At 65.1% G+C, this 23,024-nt stretch carries 18 protein-coding genes; 6 read left to right on the top strand and 12 right to left on the bottom strand.

Annotated features, from left to right (window positions below; translation table 11 throughout):
• Window positions 1-51: 51 nt before the first annotated feature.
• From clpB to IE116_RS01390, 5 genes are all read right to left on the bottom strand, one after another.
• Complete coding sequence (clpB, locus tag IE116_RS01410) at window positions 52-2,649, bottom strand: ATP-dependent chaperone ClpB (protein ID WP_189609135.1); 2,598 nt, start codon at window positions 2,647-2,649, stop codon at window positions 52-54.
• A 139-nt stretch (window positions 2,650-2,788) separates the two neighbouring features.
• On the bottom strand, window positions 2,789-4,159 hold the full coding sequence (gene radA / locus IE116_RS01405) for a DNA repair protein RadA (protein WP_189609133.1): 1,371 nt from the start codon (window positions 4,157-4,159) through the stop codon (window positions 2,789-2,791).
• A 7-nt stretch (window positions 4,160-4,166) separates the two neighbouring features.
• Complete coding sequence (gene alr, locus IE116_RS01400) at window positions 4,167-5,294, bottom strand: alanine racemase (protein WP_189609131.1); 1,128 nt, start codon at window positions 5,292-5,294, stop codon at window positions 4,167-4,169.
• Between the two features lie 32 nt (window positions 5,295-5,326).
• A complete protein-coding gene (locus IE116_RS01395) occupies window positions 5,327-8,515 on the bottom strand; it encodes an efflux RND transporter permease subunit (RefSeq protein WP_189609130.1) in 3,189 nt (1,062 codons plus the stop codon).
• Window positions 8,515-9,771, bottom strand: coding sequence for an efflux RND transporter periplasmic adaptor subunit (locus IE116_RS01390; protein WP_189609128.1), 1,257 nt, complete (start codon window positions 9,769-9,771; stop codon window positions 8,515-8,517). The genes IE116_RS01395 and IE116_RS01390 overlap by 1 nt, the downstream gene beginning before the upstream one ends.
• A gap of 140 nt (window positions 9,772-9,911) precedes the next feature.
• On the opposite strand from IE116_RS01390, the gene hpnC reads away from it, so the two are divergent.
• The 3 genes from hpnC to IE116_RS01375 are packed head-to-tail and all read left to right on the top strand — an operon-like array spanning window position 9,912 to window position 13,165.
• Entirely contained in the window at window positions 9,912-10,781 is an 870-nt protein-coding gene (gene hpnC, locus IE116_RS01385) for a squalene synthase HpnC (RefSeq protein ID WP_189609126.1), read from the top strand.
• The gene (gene hpnD / locus IE116_RS01380; RefSeq protein WP_189609124.1) at window positions 10,778-11,641 is read left to right on the top strand and encodes a presqualene diphosphate synthase HpnD; all 864 of its coding nucleotides are present in this window, start codon (window positions 10,778-10,780) and stop codon (window positions 11,639-11,641) included. The genes hpnC and hpnD overlap by 4 nt, the downstream gene beginning before the upstream one ends.
• Before the next feature lie 3 nt (window positions 11,642-11,644).
• Window positions 11,645-13,165, top strand: coding sequence for an FAD-dependent oxidoreductase (locus tag IE116_RS01375; RefSeq protein ID WP_189609121.1), 1,521 nt, complete (start codon window positions 11,645-11,647; stop codon window positions 13,163-13,165).
• A gap of 114 nt (window positions 13,166-13,279) precedes the next feature.
• Here the strand turns inward: IE116_RS01375 and moaE are convergent, their stop codons facing one another.
• The 7 genes from moaE to alaC form a co-directional block, all read right to left on the bottom strand.
• Entirely contained in the window at window positions 13,280-13,741 is a 462-nt protein-coding gene (moaE, locus tag IE116_RS01370; RefSeq protein WP_189609119.1) for a molybdopterin synthase catalytic subunit MoaE, read from the bottom strand.
• Between the two features lie 2 nt (window positions 13,742-13,743).
• Complete coding sequence (gene moaD / locus IE116_RS01365) at window positions 13,744-14,001, bottom strand: molybdopterin converting factor subunit 1 (protein WP_189609118.1); 258 nt, start codon at window positions 13,999-14,001, stop codon at window positions 13,744-13,746.
• Window positions 13,998-15,209 carry a molybdopterin molybdotransferase MoeA gene (locus IE116_RS01360; protein WP_229828331.1) on the bottom strand — a complete coding sequence of 404 codons (1,212 nt, stop codon included), beginning with the start codon at window positions 15,207-15,209 and terminating at the stop codon, window positions 13,998-14,000. The genes moaD and IE116_RS01360 overlap by 4 nt, the downstream gene beginning before the upstream one ends.
• A gap of 39 nt (window positions 15,210-15,248) precedes the next feature.
• Complete coding sequence (gene mobB, locus IE116_RS01355) at window positions 15,249-15,788, bottom strand: molybdopterin-guanine dinucleotide biosynthesis protein B (protein ID WP_229827948.1); 540 nt, start codon at window positions 15,786-15,788, stop codon at window positions 15,249-15,251.
• Window positions 15,775-17,196: a threonine synthase gene (gene thrC, locus IE116_RS01350; protein WP_189609117.1), complete on the bottom strand. Its 1,422-nt coding sequence runs from the start codon at window positions 17,194-17,196 to the stop codon at window positions 15,775-15,777. The genes mobB and thrC overlap by 14 nt, the downstream gene beginning before the upstream one ends.
• A 7-nt stretch (window positions 17,197-17,203) precedes the next feature.
• Entirely contained in the window at window positions 17,204-18,511 is a 1,308-nt protein-coding gene (locus IE116_RS01345; RefSeq protein ID WP_189609116.1) for a homoserine dehydrogenase, read from the bottom strand.
• Window positions 18,512-18,626: 115 nt separating this feature from the next.
• Window positions 18,627-19,835, bottom strand: a complete 1,209-nt coding sequence (alaC, locus tag IE116_RS01340) for an alanine transaminase (RefSeq protein ID WP_189609115.1) — start codon at window positions 19,833-19,835, stop codon at window positions 18,627-18,629.
• A gap of 230 nt (window positions 19,836-20,065) precedes the next feature.
• Here alaC and IE116_RS01335 point away from each other — a divergent pair, with 230 nt between their 5' ends.
• From IE116_RS01335 to IE116_RS01325, 3 genes are all read left to right on the top strand, one after another.
• Window positions 20,066-20,449: an Mth938-like domain-containing protein gene (locus IE116_RS01335; protein ID WP_189609114.1), complete on the top strand. Its 384-nt coding sequence runs from the start codon at window positions 20,066-20,068 to the stop codon at window positions 20,447-20,449.
• 105 nt (window positions 20,450-20,554) lie between these two features.
• The gene (locus IE116_RS01330) at window positions 20,555-21,019 is read left to right on the top strand and encodes a peroxiredoxin (RefSeq protein ID WP_189609113.1); all 465 of its coding nucleotides are present in this window, start codon (window positions 20,555-20,557) and stop codon (window positions 21,017-21,019) included.
• Between the two features lie 117 nt (window positions 21,020-21,136).
• Complete coding sequence (locus tag IE116_RS01325) at window positions 21,137-22,975, top strand: PhoH family protein (RefSeq protein WP_189609112.1); 1,839 nt, start codon at window positions 21,137-21,139, stop codon at window positions 22,973-22,975.
• Window positions 22,976-23,024: the final 49 nt, after the last annotated feature.

The following is a 23,024-nucleotide window of genomic DNA, read 5'->3' as shown; positions in this document are numbered from 1 at the left end:
GCGCGGGATATGCGCCGGTTTTTTCATTGCAATGTGATCACTGCGGGGTGATCACTGCAAGGTACGTGTGAACACGAAGGCGTCGTCGTGCCAATCCACCGGCACCACGTCGTTCGGGCCAAATCTGCCTTCCAGGATCAGCTTGGCGACCGGGTTTTCGATCTCCTGCTGGATGGCGCGCTTCAAGGGCCGCGCGCCAAACACCGGGTCGAAACCCGACCGTGCGATCTGCGCCACGGCGTCGTCCGACACTTCCAGGCGCATTTCCATCTTGGCCAGGCGGTCGGCCAGGCGCTGCAACTGCACCTTGGCGATCGACTGAATGTGTTCGGCATCCAGCGCGTGGAACACGACGACTTCGTCGATCCGGTTGAGGAACTCAGGCCGGAAGTGGTTCTTGATCTCGTCCCACACCACCGCCTTGATCTCGCCATACGGCTGGCCGGCCATTGCCTGGATCTGATGCGACGCCAGGTTCGACGTCATCACCACCACGGTGTTGCGGAAGTCGACCGTCCGGCCCTGCCCGTCCGTCAACCGCCCGTCATCGAGCACCTGCAGCAAGACGTTGAACACGTCCGGATGCGCCTTTTCGACCTCGTCCAGCAGGATCACGCTATAGGGTTTGCGACGCACGGCTTCCGTCAGGTAGCCGCCCTCTTCGTAGCCCACGTACCCCGGGGGCGCACCGATCAGGCGAGCCACCGAGTGCTTTTCCATGAACTCGCTCATGTCGATGCGGATCAGGTGGTCGTCGGAATCGAACAGGAAACCGGCCAGCGCCTTGGTCAGTTCGGTCTTGCCGACGCCGGTGGGGCCCAGGAACAGGAAGGACCCATACGGACGTTGCGGGTCCGACAAGCCGGCACGCGACCGGCGGATGGCGTCCGACACCAGCCGCACGGCTTCGTCCTGGCCGATCACCCGCTGGTGCAGGCGGTCTTCCATCGCAAGCAGCTTGGCCCGTTCACCCTGCATCATCTTCGACACCGGAATACCGGTGGCGCGTGACACGACTTCGGCGATTTCCTCGGCACCCACCTGGGTGCGCAGCAGGCGCGGCTTGTCGGACGGCACGCCGCCGTCGGCATTGCCGACTTCAGCGGACTTCAGGCGCGCTTCGAGCTCGGGCAGCTTGCCATATTGCAGTTCGGCCAGCTTGTCGAACTGCCCCTTGCGCTGCAGGTCGGCCATGTCGGCCCGCACCTTGTCGATCTCTTCCTTGATCGACTGCGTGCCCTGCACGGCGGCCTTCTCGGCTTTCCAGACTTCTTCGTAGTCGTTGTACTCGCGGCTGAGCTTGCTCAATTCTTCTTCGAGCAATTGCAGACGGCGGCGCGACGACTCGTCGGTTTCGCGCTTGATGGCTTCGCGCTCGATCTTGAGCTGGATCATCCGGCGTTCCAGGCGATCCATGACTTCCGGCTTCGAATCGATCTCCATCCGGATGCGGGCTGCCGCCTCGTCGATCAGGTCGATCGCCTTGTCGGGCAGGAAGCGGTCCGTGATGTAGCGGTTCGACAGTTCCGCCGCGGCCACGATGGCCGGGTCGGTAATGTCGACGCCATGGTGCAGCTCGTAGCGTTCCTGCAGCCCGCGCAGGATGGCAATGGTCGCTTCCACGGTCGGCTCGCCCACCAGCACTTTCTGGAAGCGGCGTTCGAGCGCGGCGTCTTTCTCGATGTACTTGCGGTATTCATCGAGCGTGGTGGCGCCGATGCAATGCAGTTCGCCACGCGCCAGGGCGGGCTTGAGCATGTTGCCCGCGTCCATGGCCCCCTCCGCCTTGCCCGCGCCCACCATGGTGTGCAGCTCGTCGATGAAGACAATGTTGCTGCCCGCGTCGTGCGACAGTTCTTTCAGGACGGACTTCAGGCGCTCTTCGAATTCGCCGCGGAACTTGGCGCCGGCCAGCAGGGCCGCCATGTCGAGCGACAGCACCCGCTTGCCCTTGAGGGACTCGGGGACTTCGTCATTGACAATGCGCTGCGCCAAACCTTCCACGATGGCAGTCTTGCCCACGCCCGGCTCGCCGATCAGCACCGGATTGTTCTTGGTGCGGCGTTGCAGGATCTGGATGGCGCGGCGGATTTCGTCGTCGCGGCCAATGACCGGGTCGAGCTTGCCCTGGCGGGCGCGCTCGGTCAGGTCCATCGTGTATTTCTTGAGGGACTCGCGGTTGCTTTCGCCTTCCTGGGAGTCCACCGACGCGCCGCCGCGGACGGCGTCGACGGCGGCTTCCAGCGCCTTGCGCTGCAGCCCGGCGTCACGCAGCAGGCGGCCAATCTCGCCTTTGTCGTCTGAGGCGGCAAGCAGGAACAGTTCGCTGGCGATGAAGTCGTCGCCGCGCTTGTGCGCTTCCTTGTCGGTCTTGGTCAGCAGCGACTGCAGGTCACGGCTGGGCTGCAGGGTGCTGTCGCTGCCCTGCACTTGCGGCAGGCGCGCGACGGCATTGGCCAGGTCGGGCGTCAGCTTGCTGACCGCCACCCCGGCGCGCGCCAGCAGGCTGCCCGCGCCGCTTTCCGGATCGGACAGGAGCGCCGACAGCAGGTGGACCGGCTCGATATAAGGGTGATCGTTACGGGCAGCCAAGCTCTGGGCGTCGGCCAGAGCCTGCTGGAACTTGGTAGTCAGTCGATCGAATCGCATGATGGGTCACATTAGGTTAGTGGGGCCTATCGGCCTGATAGCGAGCACGTATGGGCATACAGGGCGAAATCAAGCGCTTGTGACCAGGGTACGACGTTTTGCATGGTGCTCGTATTGATCGAGCGCAACCCATGCGTCGCTACTCGCCCCGCAGCTTGTCCAGCGCGGCGTCCAGGCGGTCCACCGCCCAGATTTCCAGGCCTTCGATCGGCTGGCGCGGTGCGTTGGCCTTGGGGATCAGCGCGATGCTGAAGCCCAGCTTGGCCGCTTCGCGCAGGCGTTCCTGGCCGCGCGGCGCGGGCCGGATTTCACCCGCAAGCCCCACTTCACCGAATGTGATCAGGCCTTTGGGCAACGCCCGGTTGCGCATGGACGAGGTAATCGCCAGCAGCACCGGCAAGTCGGCTGCCGGCTCGGTGATCTTGACGCCGCCCACTGCGTTCACGAACACGTCCTGGTCGAAGGCGGCAACCCCGGCATGCCGGTGCAGCACGGCCAGCAGCATGGCAAGGCGGTTCCCTTCCAGGCCGACCGACAGCCGGCGCGGATTGGGAACGTGCGCGGTATCGACCAGTGCCTGGATCTCGACCAGCAACGGACGCGACCCTTCCTGCGTGACCATGACGCAGGAGCCCGGCACCTGCTGGTCGTGCTGGGACAGGAACAGCGCCGACGGGTTCGGCACGCCGCGCAGGCCGCGGTCCGTCATGGCGAACACACCCAGTTCATTGACCGCGCCAAAGCGGTTCTTGAACGCCCGGATCAGGCGGAACGACGAATGGGTATCGCCTTCGAAATAGAGCACCGTGTCGACGATGTGTTCAAGCACACGCGGACCCGCCAGCGCGCCTTCCTTTGTCACGTGGCCGATCAGGACGATGGTGATGCCACGCTGCTTGGCGAAGCGCGTCAGCTGCGCCGCGCATTCGCGCACCTGCGCCACCGACCCCGGCGCCGACGTGAGTTGTTCCGAGTACACCGTCTGGATCGAGTCGATCACGGCAACTTCGGGGGCGACGTCGGTCAGCGCGGCCTGGATGGCTTCCAGGCGGATCTCGGCCAGCAGATCGACATTGCCGGTTTCCAGGCCCAGCCGGGTCGCACGCAAGGCGACCTGGTCTCCGGACTCTTCACCGGACACATACAACACGCGGCGCGAGGCGGACAGGGACGCAAGCGCTTGCAGCAGCAGGGTCGACTTGCCGATGCCCGGATCGCCGCCGATCAGGATCACCCCACCCGCCACCATGCCGCCGCCCAGCACACGATCGAACTCGTCGATGCCGGTCGGGAAACGCGGCGTTTCGCGGGCTTCGATTTCGGACAGCTTGCGCACTGGCGACGACGCCGCCAGCGGCGCGTAGCGGTGGGCGGCCCCCGTCGGCGATGCCGTGGGCGCAGTGGTTTCGTCCAGGGTGTTCCAGGCGCCGCAATGCGGGCACTTGCCTGCCCACTTGGGACTGGTGCCACCGCACTCCGAACACACGAACATCGATTTCACTTTGGCCATGTCTTGTTTACGCCTCGGATCGGATGGCTACGCGGGGCGCGACTGCGCAAAGTAATTCATAGCCGATGGTGCCGGCCGCATGCGCAACCTCGTCCACCGACAGTCCTTCGGCTCCCCACAGCGTGACCGGCGTGCCGACGTGGGCGCCCGGCACTGGCGTCAGGTCGACGGCAATCATATCCATGGAGACGCGGCCCACCAGGCGCGTACGCACGCCGCCCACGATGACAGGCGTGCCCGTGCCGGCATGGCGCGGATATCCGTCGGCATAGCCGCAGGCCACCACGCCAATACGCATGGGCGATGGCGCGCGGAACGTGGCGCCATAGCCGACCGCGCCACCTGCAGGCACGTCTTGTATGCCGATCAGCGCCGAGCGCAGGGCCATGGCGGGCTTCAAGCCATAGGATTCGGCCGACCGGTCATCGAATGGCGTCGAGCCATACAACGCGATGCCGGGACGAACCCAGTCAGCTGCGACTTCAGGGAAGCGCAGGCTGGCTGCCGAATTGCACAGACTGACCGGCCCCCGCAGCCCTGACGTGACGCTGCGGAAAACTTCCAGTTGCGCGGCAATGCCGTCCGGACCGTCCGCGGTCGAAAAGTGCGTCATGTGACCGATGGTCGCGATCTTTCCGCGCTGCGCGAAACCCGACAGACGCTGGAACGCGTCCCGATAGTCCGATGGCACGAAGCCGAGGCGGTTCATGCCGCTGTTCAGCTTCAGGAACACGTCGACCGGCCGGGCGAAGCGGGCGTGCTCGATCATGTCCAGGTGCTCGTCGGCCGTAACCGCAATGGTCAGGTGGTAGCGGCCCACAATGTCCAGGTCGGCCGGCTCGAACACGCCTTCGAGCAGCAGGATTGGGCCCACCCAGCCTGCCTCGCGGCACCGCACGGCTTCGGCCAGGTCCAGCATGGCCAGGCCGTCGGCATTCGAAAAGCCCGCCATGGCGCGCTCGATCCCGTGGCCGTAGGCGTTGGCCTTGATGACCGCCCAGATCCGCGCAGGCGCCACGGCCGGGCCGCCCGCCCCGGTCGCGGCCGCCGGCACCGCGGCCAGATGCTGACGGACGGTGGCGAGGTTGTGCGCGAGCGCAGAACGAGAGACGGTGGCGTAGATGGGACGAGGCATATCGGAATACTGTGAGGCTGAGGAGGACGATTTCAAGCAGAGCGCGGTGCATCCGGGCGCTTGACCCGGAAGCAGGCCGCGTAAAGAGCCGGCAAGAATAGCAGGGTAAGAAACGTGGCCACGATGAGGCCGCCCATGATCGCAACCGCCATCGGCCCCCAGAAGGTGCTGCGCGACAGGGGAATCATGGCCAGCACCGCCGCCGCCGCGGTCAGCATGATGGGCCGCGAGCGCCGCACCGCCGACTCGACGATCGCCGTCCACACCGCCTCCCCTTCCTTCACGTGCTGCTCGATCTGGTCGATCAGGATCACGGAATTGCGGATGATCATGCCCAGCAAGGCGATCACGCCCAGCTGCGCAACGAACCCGAACGGCGCCTTGAACAACAACAGCGCCAGCGCCGCGCCAATGATGCCGAGCGGCCCGGTCAGGTACACCAGCACTGCCCGCGACAGGCTGTGCAGTTGCGCCATCAGCAAGGTCATGACGAGCACCAGCATCAACGGCACATTGGCGACGATGGACGACTGCGCGGTTCCGGACTCTTCGGTCGCGCCCGCCACGGCGATCTCATACCCGGCAGGCAAGGTGCGCCGCAGGTCGGCCAGCTTGGGATCGATCTGCGCCGTCACCGTGGGCCCTTGAATGCCGTGACGCACATCGGATTGCACGGTGATCGCGTAGTCACGGTTCTGGCGCCAGATCACGCCCGGCTCCCAGACCAGATGCGGCGTCGCGATCTGGGACAGCGGCACGTAGCGGCCCGACGTGGTGGGCACGCTGGCTTCGGCCAGCCGGGTCATGGCGGCGCGTTCATCAGCCGGCTGCCGCACGACGATGTCGATCAGCTTGTTCTCTTCGCGGAATGTGCCGATGGTCGCCCCGGTCAGCAACAGCTGAGCGGTGCGCTGCAGATTCTGCGACGTCACGCCCAGGGCCCGCGCCTTGTCCTGGTCGATTTCCAGACGCAGCACCTTGACGTTCTCGTTCCAGTTGTCGTTCACCCCCACGACGTTCGGGTTGCCGCGCACGATCTCCTTCACCTGATCGGCAATGCGCCGAACCCCCTCAATATCGGTCCCCTGGACGCGGAACTGCACGTCATAGGGCACCGGTGGCCCGCTGGACAGAAGCTTCACGCGCCCACGCACGTTCGGGAAGTCATTGTCGAACAGCGTCTGCAGGCGCGCCCGCAGCGCGTCGCGATCGGCCAGCCCGCGCGAGGTGACGACGACCTGGGCAAGGTTGACCTGATTCAATTGCAGGTCGAGCGGCAGGTAGAAGCGGGGGCTGCCGACCCCGATGTACGTCAGGTAGCTGCTGACCTCGGGCTGGGCCGACAGCCACTTTTCCAGCTTGAGCGCTTCGGCCTCGGTCGCCTGGAAACTGGCGCCTTCGGGCAACCAGAGGTCCACGGTCAGTTCCGGGCGATTCGATTCCGGAAAGAACTGTTGTTCGATCACGCTGAAGCTGGCGGCGCCAAGCACCAGCATGGCTGCCGTGACGCCGATGACGATCCAGCGAAACCGCAGGCAGGCATCGACCAGCCGGCGCAGGCCGCGATAGAAACGGGTATCGAAGACGTCATGCTCGTTCGGGTGCGTCGCGCCAGCGTCGCCGCCGTTGCCGTCCGCTGTGTGCTGCGGCTTGATCCGCAGCAGCAAAAAGCCGATGTAGGGCGTGAAGATGACGGCCGCGATCCACGACAGGATCAGCGCAATCGCAGTGACGGCAAAGATCGAAAACGTGTATTCGCCGGCCGACGATTTGGCCATGGCGATCGGCAGGAAGCCAGCCACGGTGATCAGGGTTCCGGTCAGCATCGGGAAGGCGGTGGACTGATACGCGAACGTGGCGGCATCCAGCCGATCCATCCCCTCTTCCATCTTCCGGACCATCATCTCGACGGCGATGATCGCGTCGTCCACCAGCAGGCCCAGCGCAATGATCAGCGCGCCAAGCGAGATCTTGTGCAGGTTGATGTTGAAGATATACATGCAGAGGAACGTGGCAGCCAGCACCAGCGGGATGGTCAGCGCCACCACCAGGCCGGGCCGCACATCCAGCCGCAGGGGCCGCGTATGCAAGCCCAGCGCCAGAAAGCTCACGGCCAGCACGATGACGACTGCTTCGATCAGCACGTGCACGAACTCGCCGACCGATTCCTTGACCGCGCTGGGCTGATCGGCCGTCTTGACCATTTCGATGCCCACCGGCAGGCTGGCGTTGATCCGGCGTTCGACTTCGGCCAGGCGCTCGCCCAGCCCGACAATATCGCCGCCTTTCACCATCGATACCCCCAGGCCGATCACTTCCTGGCTGCCCGCCGCCGTGCCGTGACGCATCTTGCTGGTGGGCGGATCGACATAACCACGCTCAACCGTGGCGATATCGCCCAGCCGGACCGTGCCGCCTGCCGATACGCCCGCCGCACTTTGCGCACTGGCCGCGACCCGGATGGGCAAGTTGCGCAAGCCTTCCACGTCTGCGATCTGACCCGTCACCCGCACCCACAGGCGCTCGTCGGGCAGCACGAGTACGCCGGACGGTTCAATAGCGTTCTGGCCTGTCAGCTGCGTGGACACCCCTTCCAGCGAGATGCCGTACTGCGCCAGCTTGCGCTGCGGAATCTCGATGTAGACCTTTTCGTCCTGCACACCGAACAGCTCGACCTTGGCGACGTCCTGCACCCGCAGGAGCTGCTGGCGTACGTTTTCCACGTACTTCTTCAGCTCGGCATAGTTGAAGCCGTCCGACGAGAACGAGAAGATGACCCCGAAGGTGTCGCCGAACTCGTCGTTGAAGAACGGCCCGACCGTGCCGGCCGGGAAGGTGCCCTGGATGTCCGACACCTTTTTTCGAACCTGATACCAGCTGTCGGCCACCGCCGATACGGGCGCCCCCTCTTCCAATTGCAGGATGGTGAGCGTTTCGCCCGGCTTGGCGTAGCTGCGGATCTTGTCGGCGTACGGCACCGTCTGCAGGGCGCGCTCGATCCGGTCAGTGACCTGTTCGATGGTCTGTTCCGCCGACGCACCGGGCCAATAGGCCCGCACCACCATCGCCCGGAACGTGAACGGGGGATCTTCGTCCTGGCCCAGCTGCAGATACGAAAAGACCCCGCCGAGCAACAGCACGGCAATCAGATAGCGGACGATGGACTGATGTTCGAGCGCCCAGCGGGACAGGTTGAAGCGGTGCTGTTGGGAACCCGGCATCAACGTGGCGCTCCGCTTGCTGCAGCGGTGTTCGAAATCACCGACGCGGCGCCATCGGACGCGCGCGGGGCAGACCCGGCCGTGACTTCACGGGTGGAAGCAGAACCGGGCGCCGCTGCGGTCTCCAGGCGCCTGACCCGCTGCCCTTCACGCAGCAGATGGACACCTGCCGTGACGATTTCCGCCCGCGCGGGCAAGGTGCTTTCAAGCAGCGCTTCGGTATCCGTGACGGTCGTCAGACGAACCTGGGTGCGTGTGACGACCCCGGATTCGGGCGAGAAGACCCAGACCCACGTCTGATCATCCTGCCGCAACAGGGCGCTGAGCGGCACGCGTACCAGGGGTTGCGCGCTGCGGCCCGCGAAGCGCGCGGTGGCCGTCATGCCGAAACGCACGCTGGACGGCGGATCGATCAGGCGCAGGCGCGCGGCGAAGGCCCGGGTGGACGGGTCCGCCGATGCGCTGATTTCGCGGATGACGCCCTTCATGGGCGGCCCCCCCGACCACAGGGTGACTTCCGCCGTGTTCAGGCCCCGCACCTGGTCGACGCGATTTTCCGGGATCTGGAAGGCGGCTTCCTTGTCGGCCGTTCCGGCCACATGCATGACGGACTGCCCGGCCGCCACCACCTGCCCCACCTCGGCATCGACACTGGTCACGACCCCGTCGGCAGGCGCTGTCAGCACGGCGTAGTCGGCCTGGTTGGTCTGCACCGACAACCCGGCGCGCGCCTGCTCGTACTGAGCCTGCGACGCTTCGGCCGCCGTGCGGCGAGACTCGAATTCGGCTGCGCTGATGAAGCCCTTGCGGCGCAGTTCGCCGTACCGTGCAAGATCGGCCTGCTTCTGCTTGCGGTCCACTTCGGCCGCGGCAAGCTGCGCGCGCGAGGCGCTTTCATTCAGGCGCAGGTCGGACGCGTCGATCCGCGCAAGGACCTGGCCCCGCTTGACCTCCTGCCCGGCCTGCACACGCCGTTCCAGTATCTTGCCGGCGACGCGAAACCCCAAGGCCGAGTCGACACGCGGACGGATCTCTGCCGGGAATTCACCGACCAGGTTCACGTCGGCCGATTCGAGCACGAGCGTGCGGACCGGCCGCAAGACCTCGGCCTCGACCGGCGCTTTATCCTTGCACGCCGTCAGCCCTGTCGCGGCAGCCATGCCCAGCAGCAGCACCATGACGGTCCGCAGCATCCGCCTGGCAGACCTGGAAACAGGTTGCAGGCGTGGGTGGCGCGCGGTAAAGGCATCGGACATGGCAAAACTCGAGAGTCGTGGGTGCCCCATTATCGACCACCTCAGGGCAAATCACTAACCGTCAACCCGGACAGTTTCATCCTATCGAAAACCTGTCTTCGTTCTGTCGGTATGATGCCTGCCTGCCCTTACGAGCCCCCATGCCCGTCGATCACTACGAAAACTTTCCTGTTGCGTCCTTCCTGCTGCCGCCGGCGTTGCGTGCGTCGGTCACCGACCTCTACCGGTTCGCCCGCAGTGCCGACGATATCGCAGACGAAGGCGATGCCAGCGATGCGGAGCGGCTGGCCGGACTGGCGCGGTACCAGGCGATGCTGGACCGGATCGAAGCGTCGGCGGGCTCTGCACGGTCGCCCTCTTTCGACTCCGACCTGGATCCTATCTTTACGCCCCTGTCCGCCACCATTGGCCGCCATGACCTGCCGCTGGCGCCCTTTCGCCGCCTGCTTTCCGCGTTTGCGCAGGACGTGACGGTCAAGCGCTATGCGGACTACCCCGTGCTGGCGGACTATTGCCAACGTTCGGCCGACCCCGTCGGTGAATTGATGCTGCGGCTTTACGGCGCAGCCACCCCGCAGCATCTGGCGTGGTCCAGCGCAATCTGCACCGGCCTGCAACTGACCAATTTCTGGCAGGACGTGGGCGTCGATTGGGAAAAGGGGCGGATCTATCTGCCGCAAGACGACCGCACCCGCTTCGGCGTCAGCGAAGCGGCCATTGCCGCGCGCCGGGTCGACGCACCCTTCCGCGCCCTGATGGCCTTCGAGGTCGATCGCGCGCGGGCGCTGCTACACTTCGGGGCACCCCTGGCCCTGGCGCTTCCAGGCCGCATCGGTTGGGAATTGCGCCTCGTGGTGCTGGGCGGGCTGCGCATCCTTGAACGCATCGAAGCTGTCGGCTACGACGTATTCCGCCACCGCCCCGTGCTTGGCAAATCCGACTGGCTCGCGCTGATCTGGCGAGCGTGCCGCCTGCCGCACACCTTGCCCGCAACCTCCACCTCACTATGACGCCTGATCAGTACTGCCAGGAAAAGACCGCGCAGAGCGGTTCCAGCTTCTACTACAGCTTCCTGTTCCTGCCCCCCGAGCGCCGCCGCGCGATCACGGCCCTGTATGCATTGTGCCGGCAGCTGGACGACGCCGTCGACGAAGCAAGCGACGCGTCGGTGGCGCGCATCAAGCTGGCCTGGTGGCGCACCGAAATCCAGAAGCTGTTCGACGGCAAACCGGATCATCCGGTCACCAAAGCGCTGCAGCCGCACCTGGCAAGCTGCGGGATCACCCAGGCCCGGCTGGTCGCCATCGTCGACGGCATGGAGATGGATCTGGACCAGACCCGGTATCTGGACTACGCGGGACTGCGTAAGTACTGTTGGCATGTGGCCGGTGTGGTCGGTGAGCTGTCGGCCGGTATCTTCGGGTACAGCGATCCCGCCACGCTGGTCTACGCCGACAAGCTCGGCCTGGCCTTCCAGCTGACGAACATCATCCGCGACGTCGGCGACGACGCACGCAAGGGCCGCATCTACCTGCCCGTGAACGAGTTGCAGCAGTTCGACGTCAAGGCGTCCGAGATCCTGAATGGCAAGTATTCGGACCGGTTCACCGCGCTGATGCAGTTCCAGTGCGACCGGGCCCGCGCGGCCTATCGCGACGCCCTGGCCGCCCTGCCCGAGCAGGACCGCCGGCCGCAGCGCCCCGGCCTGATGATGGCCGCCATCTACTACGCGTTGCTGGACGAGATTGAAGACTCGCAATTCCAGGTGCTCCATCAGCGGATTTCGCTGACCCCCGTTCGCAAGCTGTGGTTGGCATGGCGCACCTATGTCAGTGGCGGCAAGTACGTACAACGCCGCATCGGCGTCTGAACGGTGGCTCCAAGACGGCCGTGGATCGCGGTGATCGGCGCCGGCTGGGCCGGGCTGGCTGCCGCAACACGCCTGACGCAGCGCGGATGCGATGTCACGGTGTTCGAAAGTGCGCATGAGCCCGGCGGGCGGGCGCGGCGCGTCGCCGTCGAGCACGCTGCCGGCGACCATTCCCCCGCCGATGTCGGCTTTGCCGCACATCTTGACAACGGACAACACCTGCTGCTGGGCGCCTATGCCGAAACGCTGGCCTTGATGCGCAGCCTGGGTATTGCACCGGAAGCCGCCCTGCTTCGGTCCCCGCTGCGTCTTGTCAGCGCCGATGGTCGATTCGCGTTGAAGGCGCCTGCGTGGCTGCCCGCACCACTGCACGTCGCGGTTGCCCTGATGACCGCGCGCGGCTTTGCCTGGGCCGACAAACGGTCCGCCGTCCGTCTGCTGACTGCGCTGAGGGCTGCCGCTTTCCGGCCGGCGCAGCGCACTGTCAGTGAACTGCTTGCAGCGACCCGCCAGACCGAACGAGTGACCGAGACCCTGTGGCGCCCTTTGTGCCTGGCGGCCCTGAACACGCCTTTGGACGACGCGTGCGCGCGCCTGTTTGCAGTCGTCTTGCGCGACAGTCTGGCGACGACACGGGCAGACAGTGATCTGCTGATTCCGAAGGTGGATTTGTCGGCGCTTTGGCCGCAGGCCGCCGCCGCGCGATGCACAATGCGCTACGGCCATGCGGTCAGGTCGATTGCGGTGGTGGAGCCGGGCAAGGAAGCATCCGGCGCCAACGGCACGGGGGCCGGCAGCGCCAGCGTTGCCGGCAACTGGAGTGCAGGGGGTGCAGGGGGTGCCGGTGATGCCGTCACGGACGCCGCTGCGATGTCCGCAGCGGGTGGCGTCGAAGTGGACGGACTGCGATTCGACCAGGTCGTCGTTGCCGTCCCGCCAGTGGCCGCCGCCCGCATGCTCTCGGGACTGGCGCATTCCGGCGCGCTGTGCGACACGCTGCGCGCCTTCAGCTACCTGCCGATCGCAACCCTGACCTTGCGTCTGGCAGGCCCCTACCGCCTGCCTTCGCCCATGATGCTGCTGTACGACGATCCTGCTACGGGCCGCGATGGCCAGTGGGTGTTCGATCGGGGCGCCTTGCTTGGATTGCCGGGTAATCGCGCCGAATTGACGATCGTGATCAGCGAAGCCAGCACACTGGCCGATCGTCCTCGTGACACGGCCATCGCCCAGCTCGTCGTGCAATTGCGTGAACAGCTGGCGGCCCATCCTGACGGGCTACCTAACTTGCCGGATGTCACGGACACCTCGTTGATCATCGAAAAACGTGCGACCTTTGCCGCCGTGCCGGATCTGGTGCGGCCCGGCAATCGCACGCCCTGGGCAGCGGTGACGCTGGCCGGTGACTACACGGACACCGGCTACCCCGCGACGCTGGAAGGCGCCGTGCGCAGCGGCCTGGCCGCCGCGGATCGGGTTTACAGGCGGATCGAAGCGATCAGGCATTCAGCCGACGCGTTTTAAGAAAAACCGTGAAGTGTGGACCGCGGTCAGGCCTGACCCGGCAAAGTGCACCGTTCGAAAAGGACTGCATGGCGCACAGGAGTCAGACCCAGCCCAGCCAATCCAGCCACGCCCTCAGCCCTGCCCCGGCAGGCTCCAGCGCCTGGCCGCGTCGTGATCGCTTTCGCGCGCATCGACCCAGCGCGAGCCGGCGGCCGTTTCTTCCTTCTTCCAGAACGGCGCCTCGGTCTTCAAGTAGTCCATGATGAACTCGCAGGCCTGGAAGGCATCGCCCCGATGTCGGCAGGCCACGGCCACCAGCACGATCTGGTCGGTCGGGCGCAGCTCGCCCACCCGATGAATCACCCGGACGGCGTTCAGTGTCCACCGCGCCTGTGCCTGCTCGACGATCTCGGACAGGGCCTTTTCAGTCATGCCCGGATAGTGCTCGAGTGTGAGAGACGCCACCCCGTCCCCGGCATTGATGTCGCGCACCGTGCCAACGAAACTGGCGATGGCGCCCACGGACGGATCCTGCCGCAGGGCCGTCAACTCGGCGCCGGTGTCGAAATCTTCATGCTGCACGCTCACGGACATGATCAGCCGCCCGTGACAGGTGGAAAGAACGCGACTTCGGCGCCGTCGTGCAAAAGTGCGTCGGCGGTGACCATGGTCTGGTCGACTGCCGCGCGCACGGGGCGTGTCCCGCCCAGCGCGGCTGCCCAGTCTTCTCCACGCGCAACCAGCCACGCCCGCAAGTCGCCCACGGTCTGCACCTCGGGGGGCACGGTGGCGCGTTCGCGGTCCTTGCCCAGCGACTCGCGCAGCGACGCAAAAAAGCGCAATTCGATATTCATGTCAGAAGATCCGCAAAGCTGATGAACTGGACCATGTCGCCCTGGGCGATGGTCTGGCCCGGTGGATTGTCGATCACCCCGTCCCCCCAGACCGTTGACGTTAGCACGTTGGACAACTGGTTCGGGAACAGGTCCAGGCCGCCTTCAGCATTGCGCCGCACGCGCAGGAATTCCCGGCGGCGATCGCCCTTGGGCCAGACGAAATCGGCGCGCATGGGCACGCGCACCGGCGTCACCTCGGCCACGCCCGCGAGCCGCAGCAACAGCGGCCGCACGAAGAACGCAAACGTGACCAGGCTGGACACCGGGTTGCCCGGCAGCCCGATAAAGGCTGCCTCGGTGGCGTCGGCGCGGCGCACGCCACCGAACGCCAAGGGTTTGCCAGGCTTGATCGCCAGGTTCCAGAGGTCCAGATGCCCTTCGGCTTCCACCGCCGGCTTGACGTGGTCTTCTTCGCCTACCGACACGCCGCCGGTCGTGATGACCAGGTCGTTGTCGGCCGCGGCGCGGCGCAGCGTCTCGCGAGTCGCGTCGAGTGTGTCCGGGACGATGCCAAGGTCGACATGTTCCACAGGCAGGGCCTGCAAGAGGCCACGCAGCAGGAAGCGATTCGAGTTGTAGATCTTGCCAGGCGCCAGCGGTTCACCCGGCATGGCGAGTTCATCGCCAGTGAAGAAGGTGGCGACCCGCAAGCGCGGCCGCACGGTCAGGGTGGCCACGCCGACCGAGGCCGCCAGCGCCACGTCTTGCGGGCGCAAGCGCATGCCGGCCGTCAGGATGCGGGCGCCCGCCTCGATATCACAGCCGATCTGGCGCACCCACTCGCCGACGGCGGGCGTGGCGGTGAACCGCACCCGGTCGCCGTCGACCACGGCCTGTTCCTGCATGATGATCGCGTCGGCGCCTGCGGGCACTTCGGCACCCGTGAAGATGCGCGCGACGCTGTTCGGCGCCAGGGGGGTCGGCACGGATCCAGCGGGAATACGCTGCGAGACCGGCAGCCCCTGGGCCAGCGCATCCGCGTCCGCAGTCCGCACCGCATAGCCGTCCATCGACGAATTGTCGACCGACGGGACGTTGATGGTCGAGGTGATGTCGACGGCCAGCACACGGCCGGTGGCGTCCATCAGGTCGACGTCCTGGGTCGCATCGGTCGGCGGCGTTGCGCGTGCCAACAGACGCTCCAGCGCCTCGTCCATGGTCAGCAAGGGGGGTGCAACGGGCTTCACAAGGTCTCCTTCGTGCCGCTAACGCGCGGCAGGCAAGCGGTTCAGAGTATCGAGCAGCCACCGCGCAATCTGCGCCGGCTGGTCGAGGTCCAGCACATCCCGTTCCCCCGGGTCGGGGATCGTGTCTGGACAGTCGGTTGCGATCGCGATCACCGACGGGTCATCGAGGTACATGGGCGGCTTGCCGGTCGAGGCGCGCCACACCTCGAGCTTGGGCAACGGCCAGCGTTTGTACCCTTCCACCAGCACCACATCGCAGGGCGACAGCACGGCCAGCTGCGCCGCCATGTCCGGTTCCGCTTCGTTGCGCGATTCATGCATCAGCACCCACCGGTGCGCCGACGTGAGCAGGACTTCACTCGCGCCGGCTTCACGATGCCGGTAGGAATCCTTGCCCGGCCGATCGATGTCGAACCGGTCATGCGCGTGCTTGATCAACGATACCTTCAGCCCGTGCTGGACCAGGACGGGGATGACATGTTCGATCAACGTGGTCTTGCCCGCTCCGCTATGGCCGGCAATCCCGAAGACTTTCATCGGCCGGTCAGGCAGCGCCATGCTTGACGATATAGTCCTTGATCGTCTGCACATCGGCGTCCAGGATCTGCACGCGTTGCGGCAGCGCTTCGATGCCTTCAAAGGCCGGTGGGCGTGGCGCCAGTTCACCCAGCGCCTCTTCGATCGTCTCGCCGAACTTGATTGGCAAGGCGGTTTCCAGCACCAGCATGGGGATGCCGCTTTCCACGAACGGACGAGCGACCTTCACGCCATCGGCCGTGTGCGGATCAATGACCAGGCCCGTTTCGGCCTTGACCTGGCGGATGGTGGCCAGGCGGTCGGCATGCGTGCTCGCACCCGACACGAAACCAAATCGCGTTTCGAATTCGGGCTTGTACAACGAGAGGTCGAAGCTGCCTTCGGTTGCCAACTGTTCCCACAAGGCCTTGACCTTGGCGGCATCCCGTCCCATCAAGTCATAGACGAAGCGCTCGAAGTTCGACGCCTTCGAGATGTCCATGGACGGGCTGGAGGTCTGATGCGTTTCGGCCGACGCGCGAGGCCGGTAGATGCCCGTGCGGAAGAATTCTTCCAGCACGTTGTTTTCGTTGGTGGCAAGCACCAGGCGACGGATCGGCAGACCCATGCTGCGGGCGAAGTGGCCCGCGAGGATATTGCCGAAATTGCCCGACGGAACCGCAAATGACACCTGCGGCAGTTCGCCGCCGGTGGACGGTTGCGTCGCGATACGCCAGCCGTGGAAGTAGTACACCACCTGCGCGGCGATGCGCGCCCAGTTGATGGAATTGACCGCGCCGATGCGATGCTCGATCTTGAACGACAGATCGCCACTGACGGCCTTGACGATGTCCTGGCAGTCGTCGAACACACCCTGCACCGCGATGTTGTGGATGTTCTCGTCCTGCAGCGAATACATCTGCGCCCGCTGGAACGCGCTCATCCGGCCTTGCGGCGACAGCATGAACACCGACACGCCCTTCTTGCCGCGCATGGCATATTCGGCCGCCGATCCGGTGTCGCCCGACGTGGCGCCAAGAATATTGAGCGTGGAATGTCGGCGGCTGAGCGTGTATTCAAAGAGGTGGCCCAGCAACTGCATGGCCATGTCCTTGAACGCGAGCGTCGGGCCTTCGGACAGCCCCAGCAGCGACATGCCGCCCGCCAGGGGCTTGAGCGGCACGATCACGTCGCTGCCGAATACTTCCGGCCTGTAGGCGGCATGCGTCAGTGTGCGCAGGTCGTCGGCCGGAATGTCGGTCAGGAAATGCTGAAGGACTTCGAACGCAAGGTCGGCATACGACAGGTCGCGCCACGATTCCAGCTGTTCCGCCGAGATCTGCGGAATGCTTTCGGGCACGGCCAGACCGCCATCGGGCGCGAGCCCTTCCAGCAGCACGTCGGTGAACGGTTGCGGCGCCATGCCGCCACGGGTGGATAGATATCGCATCAGGGTCTCAGGCCAGGTTTTCGAGTCGCAGGCGGGTCACCTTGGACTGGACGGTGTTCAATGCTTCGATCCGGACAATGGCGGCATTCACATTGCGTTCGACGGCTTCGTGCGTCAGGAAGATGATGTCGGCCTGCGTCGAGCCTTCGCGCGGCTTCTGGATCATGGAACCGATCGAAATCGACGCGTCGGCCAGGATGCGTGTGATCTCGGCCAGCACACCTGGCACATCGTCGACCGTCAGGCGCAGGTAGTACGAGGTCGTGACGGCTTCGATCGGCAGGATCGGCTTGTCGGACATCGACTGGGGTTGGAAGGCCAGGTGCGGCACGCGGTGTTCCGGATCGGCAGTGTGCAGACGGGTGACATCGACAAGGTCGGCCACCACGGCCGACGCCGTGGGTTCTTCGCCCGCGCCCTTGCCGTAGTACAGGGTCGCGCCTACGGCGTCGCCCTGCACCAGCACCGCGTTCATCGCGCCTTCCACATTGGCCAGCAGACGCTTGGTCGGGATCAGCGTGGGATGGACGCGCAGTTCGATACCGTCGGGACGTGCCTTGGTCACGCCCAGCAGCTTGATCCGGTAGCCGAGTTCTTCGGCGTACGAGATGTCGATTTGGGACAGCGACGAGATGCCTTCGATGTAGGCCTTGTCGAACTGCACCGGCACGCCGAAAGCGATGGCCGACAGCAGCGTCAGTTTGTGCGCGGCGTCGACGCCTTCGACGTCAAAGGTCGGATCGGCTTCGGCATAGCCGAGCTTCTGGGCTTCGGCCAGGACCTCGGCAAACGGCAGGCCCCGGGCACGCATTTCGGACAGGATGAAGTTGGTCGTGCCGTTGATGATGCCGGCCACCCATTCGATCTGGTTGGCCGTCAGGCCTTCGCGGATGGCCTTGATGATCGGGATACCGCCGGCCACGGCGGCTTCGAACATGACCATCACGCCCTTTTCGCTGGCAAGCGCGAAGATCTCATTGCCATGCTTGGCCAGCAAGGCCTTGTTGGCGGTGACCACATGCTTGCCGTGGGCGATCGCCTCGAGCACCAGTTCGCGCGCCAGGCCGTCGCCGCCAATCAGTTCCACGACGATGTCGATGGACGGGTCACGCACGATCTCGAACGGGTCGGCCACGACCTGCGCGGCGTCGCCAACGCGGCTCTTGGCCTTGACGAGGTCACGCGCGGACACCTTGGTCACGACGATGTGGCGCCCGGCACGGCGGGCGATTTCTTCGGCGTTGCGCGCCAGCACTTTGAATGTGCCGCCGCCAACCACGCCAAGGCCCAGGAGGCCTACTCGGATGGGTTCCATGCTGCTTCCGGGGGGGATTGCTGAAAAAAATCGCGGTGATGACGCGACAATGACGCCAGTTTAACGGACGCCGGGGCCAGCCCGGCGTCCAGCAGGACAAATCAAGCCATCCGGATCACGCCGGACGGGGCACCAGACCGTCCTTGCGGAACATGTCCTTGATCCCGCGCACGGCCTGGCGCGTGCGCTGTTCGTTCTCGATCAGGGCAAAACGGACATGATCGTCGCCGTATTCGCCAAAGCCGATACCGGGCGAAACCGCCACGTGCGCATCCGCCAGCAAACGCTTGGCAAACTCCAGCGAGCCCAACGCCGCGTAGGGCTCGGGAATCTTCGCCCAGATGTACATGGACGCCTTGGGGTTCTCGACCATCCAGCCGGCTTCGTGCAGCCCCTTGACCAGAACGTCGCGTCGGCGGCGGTACTGCTCGACGACTTCGGCCACGCATTCCTGCGGGCCTTCCAGCGCGGCGATCGACGCCACCTGGATGGGCGTGAACGTGCCGTAGTCGTGATAGCTCTTGATCCGGGCCAGCGCATTGACCAGGTCCTTGTTCCCGACCATGTAGCCGACCCGCCAGCCGGCCATGTTGTAGCTCTTGCTCATGGTGAAGAACTCGACGGCGACGTCCCGGGCGCCCGGCACCTGCATGATCGACGGCGCCACATAGCCGTCGAACGTGATGTCGGCATACGCCAGGTCGTGCACGACCAGGATGTTGTGCTCGCGGGCCAGCGCCACGACGCGCTCGAAGAACGACAGATCCACGCACTGGGCAGTCGGGTTGCTCGGGAAGCCCAGGATGATCATCTTGGGCTTGGGAATCGATTCCTTGATCGCGCGTTCCAGCTCGACGAAAAAGTCGACGCCCGGCGTCATGCGCACCGACCGAATGTCGGCGCCGGCGATCACGGCGCCGTAGATGTGGATCGGGTAGCTCGGGTTGGGTACCAGTACCGTGTCGCCGCGGTCCAGGGTTGCCAGCATCAGGTGCGCCAGGCCCTCCTTGGACCCGATCGTTACGATCGCTTCGGTTTCCGGATCGATATCCACGCCATACCGGCGGCCGTACCAGTCCGCGATCGCCTTGCGCAGACGCGGGATGCCCTTGGAGACCGAGTACCCATGGGTGCCGGGCCGCCTGGTGGCCTCGACCAGCTTGTCGACGATGTGCGCGGGCGTATCGCCGTCAGGATTGCCCATCGACATGTCGATGATGTCCTCGCCTCGTCGACGCGCCGCCATCTTCAGCTCCGCCGTGATATTGAACACATAGGGCGGCAAACGCTGAATGCGCGAAAACTCGCGCGATGGGGTCGACATGGTGATTCCTTGTAAGTGACGAAAAAGCGGCCAGGGATCGATCCGGGGGTGGGCAAAAGCGTCCAGGTCCGGCCTGTGCCAGGCCGCATAAACCTATAATCTAGCTAAACGGGCTGCCCCTAGCAAATCGCTGGCGGCGCCTTCCCCGGCGGCCTTCCGCGTACCGGTGTGTGTTACTGACCCGGCAACGCGTCGGCCTGCCGCTCGCCCCTTTTCTTTCGGAGCAGAACGTGAAGTTGCATTCCGACCCCAATACGTCCCTGAACACCGTGACCGGCTACGGCGACGGCTATATCGAAGTGAACAAGACTGAGTACGCGCACGCCGTGGTCTTCGGCCCCGAAGGCGACGTGGCGCGCTGGTCGCCCGAGTCCGTCGAGCAGATCGACGCGACCGCGATGGCGCAACTGGTCGACCTGGACGCCAAGCCCTTGCCTGAAGTGCTGCTGATCGGCACGGGCAACAAGCAGCGTTTCCTGGCCCCTGCCCTGCTGCGGCCGCTACTCAAGGCCGGTGTGGGCGTCGAGATGATGGACAGCCAGGCCGCCTCGCGCACCTACAACATCCTGATGTCCGAAGACCGCCGCGTGGTGGTCGCCCTGCTGCCGGGTTGACCGGCGCGGCGGGTGCTGCCGCGGCTCCCGGTCGCGCCGTTCTGACTGTTCGTTTTCTGTTTCCGTTCTCCGCTGGCCCTTCAGCGACGTTTTCCCAAGGATCCCATGACCCTCGCCATCGACAGCCCTGCCCCGACCTTCACCGCCCCCGGCACCGACGGCGAATTTTCGCTGGAAGCGCTGAAAGGCCAGATCGTGGTGCTGTATTTCTATCCGAAAGACAACACGCCAGGGTGCACCACGCAAGGCCAGAACTTCCGGGATCTGCACGCCGAGTTTGAGGCCGCTGGCGCGCGGATCTTCGGGATTTCGCGCGACACCCTTTCGTCGCACGCCAGATTCCGCGAAAAGCAGGAATTTCCGTTCGCCCTGATTGCCGACCCCGACGAAAAGGTATGCGAGCTGTACGGTGTCATGAAAATGAAAAACATGTACGGCAAGCAGGTGCGCGGCATTGAACGCAGCACCTTCCTGATCGATGCCGACGGCGTGCTGCGCAAGGAATGGCGCGGGCTGAAGGTGCCTGGCCATGTCGACGCCGTACTTGCCGCGGTGCGCGAACTGGGGTGACCCGGCGGGGCGCGGCCGGCAGGCGCGGACGGTCACATCTTTTAATCGGCTCATCACGACGAAACGTCTACCGAAGTGCAGTATCGTTAGGATTCCAGTACGAGGAGATACGCGCTCATGCCGCTTCCAAAGATGCCCACCCGGCCCGCAGCTATTTTGTCTTTTCCTACGGGTGAACCGGCGCGACCCGCAACACGCACCAAGAAGTCGGACACCGCCGCGCCCCAGGCGTCTTCTTCCCTCCCGCTTGAAGTCCAACCTGAACTGTCCGGCATGCAGGCGGCGCCCGCCAAGACCTCGCGGCCCCGCGCCAGCAAGTCGGCCGCGGCCAAGACAGCTGCCGCCGCGCCTGTTGGCGTCCTGTTGACGCCAGACGCGCCGTCGGCAGCGCCACCGGCTGCGTCAGCTCCGGCGCTTGCCGCCGTGCCGGCCCCGGCCAACGCGCCGCAGGCTCGCAGCACGCCTGCGCCTGCTGAACCCGTCAGCAAGGCAACGACGTCGCCCAGGAAGCCGCCCGCTCCCAAGCAGGGCGGCGCAACCGCACGCGCCAAGGCCAAAGGCTCGCAAAAGACCAAGATGTTCGTGCTCGACACCAACGTGTTGCTGCACGATCCGAGCTCGCTCTTCCGGTTCGAGGAACACGATGTGTTCCTGCCGATGATGACGCTCGAAGAACTCGACAACCAGAAGAAAGGGATGTCGGAAGTGGCGCGCAACGCACGCCAGGTGAGCCGCTCGCTGGACATGCTGGTCAGCGATGTCGAGGACATCGAAAACGGCATTGCGCTCAACAAGCTGGGCAGCCGGGAAGCGCTTGGCCGCCTGCGCCTGCAGACAACGCTGGTCGAAACCGTGCTGCCGGCCAGCCTGCCGATCGGCAAGGCCGACAACCAGATCCTTGGCGTCGTCCGATCCCTGCAGGAACAGTATCCCGACCACGACGTGGTGCTGGTGTCCAAGGACATCAACATGCGCGTCAAGGCGCGCGCGCTCAGCCTGCAGGCTGAAGACTATTTCAATGACCAGGTGCTGGAAGACTCCGACCTGCTCTACACCGGCATCCTGCAGTTGCCAAGCGACTTCTGGGACAAACACGGCAAGGGCATCGAGTCCTGGCAACAGGGCGGCAGCACGTTCTACCGGATCACCGGGCCGCTGTGCACCCAGTTCGCGATCAACCAGTTCGTGTACTTCGAAGGCAGCATGCCCTTGTACGCGCAAGTCAAGGAAGTCATCGGCAAGACGGCCGTGCTCCAGACTCTGCGCGACCACACGCATTCAAAGAACAATGTGTGGGGCATCACCGCCCGCAACCGCGAGCAGAACTTCGCCATGAACCTGCTCATGAATCCGGATTGCGACTTCGTGTCGCTGCTGGGTCAGGCGGGCACCGGCAAGACCTTGCTGGCCCTGGCGGCCGGCCTGACGCAGGTGCTGGAAACCAAGCGCTACACCGAAATCATCATGACGCGGGTCACCGTGCCGGTCGGTGAAGACATCGGTTTCCTGCCGGGTTCGGAAGAAGAAAAGATGTTGCCGTGGATGGGCGCGCTCGAAGACAACCTTGACGTCCTGAACATGGGCGAGTCGGACTCGGGCAATCATGGCGGCGACTGGGGTCGCGCGGCCACGATGGACCTGATCCGTTCACGCGTGAAGGTCAAGTCGCTCAACTTCATGCGCGGCCGGACCTTCCTGAACAAGTTCCTCATCATCGATGAAGCGCAGAACCTGACGCCCAAGCAGATGAAGACGTTGGTCACGCGGGCCGGTCCGGGCACCAAGGTCATCTGCCTGGGCAACATCGCGCAGATCGACACCCCGTACCTGACTGAGGGCAGTTCGGGCCTGACGTACGTGGTCGACCGTTTCAAGGGATGGGCGCATTCGGGCCATGTCACCCTGCAACGGGGCGAGCGTTCCCGCCTTGCCGATCACGCCGCCGAAATCCTCTGATCCTGCAAGACGCTTCGGTGCACAGCACCGAAGCGTCTGCGGTGGGATA

Origin of the sequence: Pigmentiphaga litoralis, from assembly GCF_014651835.1 — a bacterium.
Lineage (GTDB): Bacteria > Pseudomonadota > Gammaproteobacteria > Burkholderiales > Burkholderiaceae_B > Pigmentiphaga > Pigmentiphaga litoralis.
The sequence above is the reverse complement of the archived record's forward strand: the minus strand, read 5'-3'. Positions and strand labels throughout refer to the sequence as shown.

What these genes read in the sequence shown, in the direction of transcription:
- alaC (WP_189609115.1), bottom strand. Translation starts at nt 19,835, where the DNA reads ATGTCGACCCCATCGCGCGAGTTTTCGCGCATTCAGCGTTTGCCGCCC.
- IE116_RS01330 (WP_189609113.1), top strand. Translation starts at nt 20,555, where the DNA reads ATGACCCTCGCCATCGACAGCCCTGCCCCGACCTTCACCGCCCCCGGC.
- clpB (WP_189609135.1), bottom strand. Translation starts at nt 2,649, where the DNA reads ATGCGATTCGATCGACTGACTACCAAGTTCCAGCAGGCTCTGGCCGAC.
- hpnC (WP_189609126.1), top strand. Translation starts at nt 9,912, where the DNA reads ATGCCCGTCGATCACTACGAAAACTTTCCTGTTGCGTCCTTCCTGCTG.
- IE116_RS01395 (WP_189609130.1), bottom strand. Translation starts at nt 8,515, where the DNA reads ATGCCGGGTTCCCAACAGCACCGCTTCAACCTGTCCCGCTGGGCGCTC.
- hpnD (WP_189609124.1), top strand. Translation starts at nt 10,778, where the DNA reads ATGACGCCTGATCAGTACTGCCAGGAAAAGACCGCGCAGAGCGGTTCC.
- mobB (WP_229827948.1), bottom strand. Translation starts at nt 15,788, where the DNA reads ATGGCGCTGCCTGACCGGCCGATGAAAGTCTTCGGGATTGCCGGCCAT.
- IE116_RS01325 (WP_189609112.1), top strand. Translation starts at nt 21,137, where the DNA reads ATGCCGCTTCCAAAGATGCCCACCCGGCCCGCAGCTATTTTGTCTTTT.
- moaD (WP_189609118.1), bottom strand. Translation starts at nt 14,001, where the DNA reads ATGAATATCGAATTGCGCTTTTTTGCGTCGCTGCGCGAGTCGCTGGGC.
- alr (WP_189609131.1), bottom strand. Translation starts at nt 5,294, where the DNA reads ATGCCTCGTCCCATCTACGCCACCGTCTCTCGTTCTGCGCTCGCGCAC.
- IE116_RS01345 (WP_189609116.1), bottom strand. Translation starts at nt 18,511, where the DNA reads ATGGAACCCATCCGAGTAGGCCTCCTGGGCCTTGGCGTGGTTGGCGGC.
- IE116_RS01390 (WP_189609128.1), bottom strand. Translation starts at nt 9,771, where the DNA reads ATGTCCGATGCCTTTACCGCGCGCCACCCACGCCTGCAACCTGTTTCC.
- thrC (WP_189609117.1), bottom strand. Translation starts at nt 17,196, where the DNA reads ATGCGATATCTATCCACCCGTGGCGGCATGGCGCCGCAACCGTTCACC.
- moaE (WP_189609119.1), bottom strand. Translation starts at nt 13,741, where the DNA reads ATGTCCGTGAGCGTGCAGCATGAAGATTTCGACACCGGCGCCGAGTTG.
- radA (WP_189609133.1), bottom strand. Translation starts at nt 4,159, where the DNA reads ATGGCCAAAGTGAAATCGATGTTCGTGTGTTCGGAGTGCGGTGGCACC.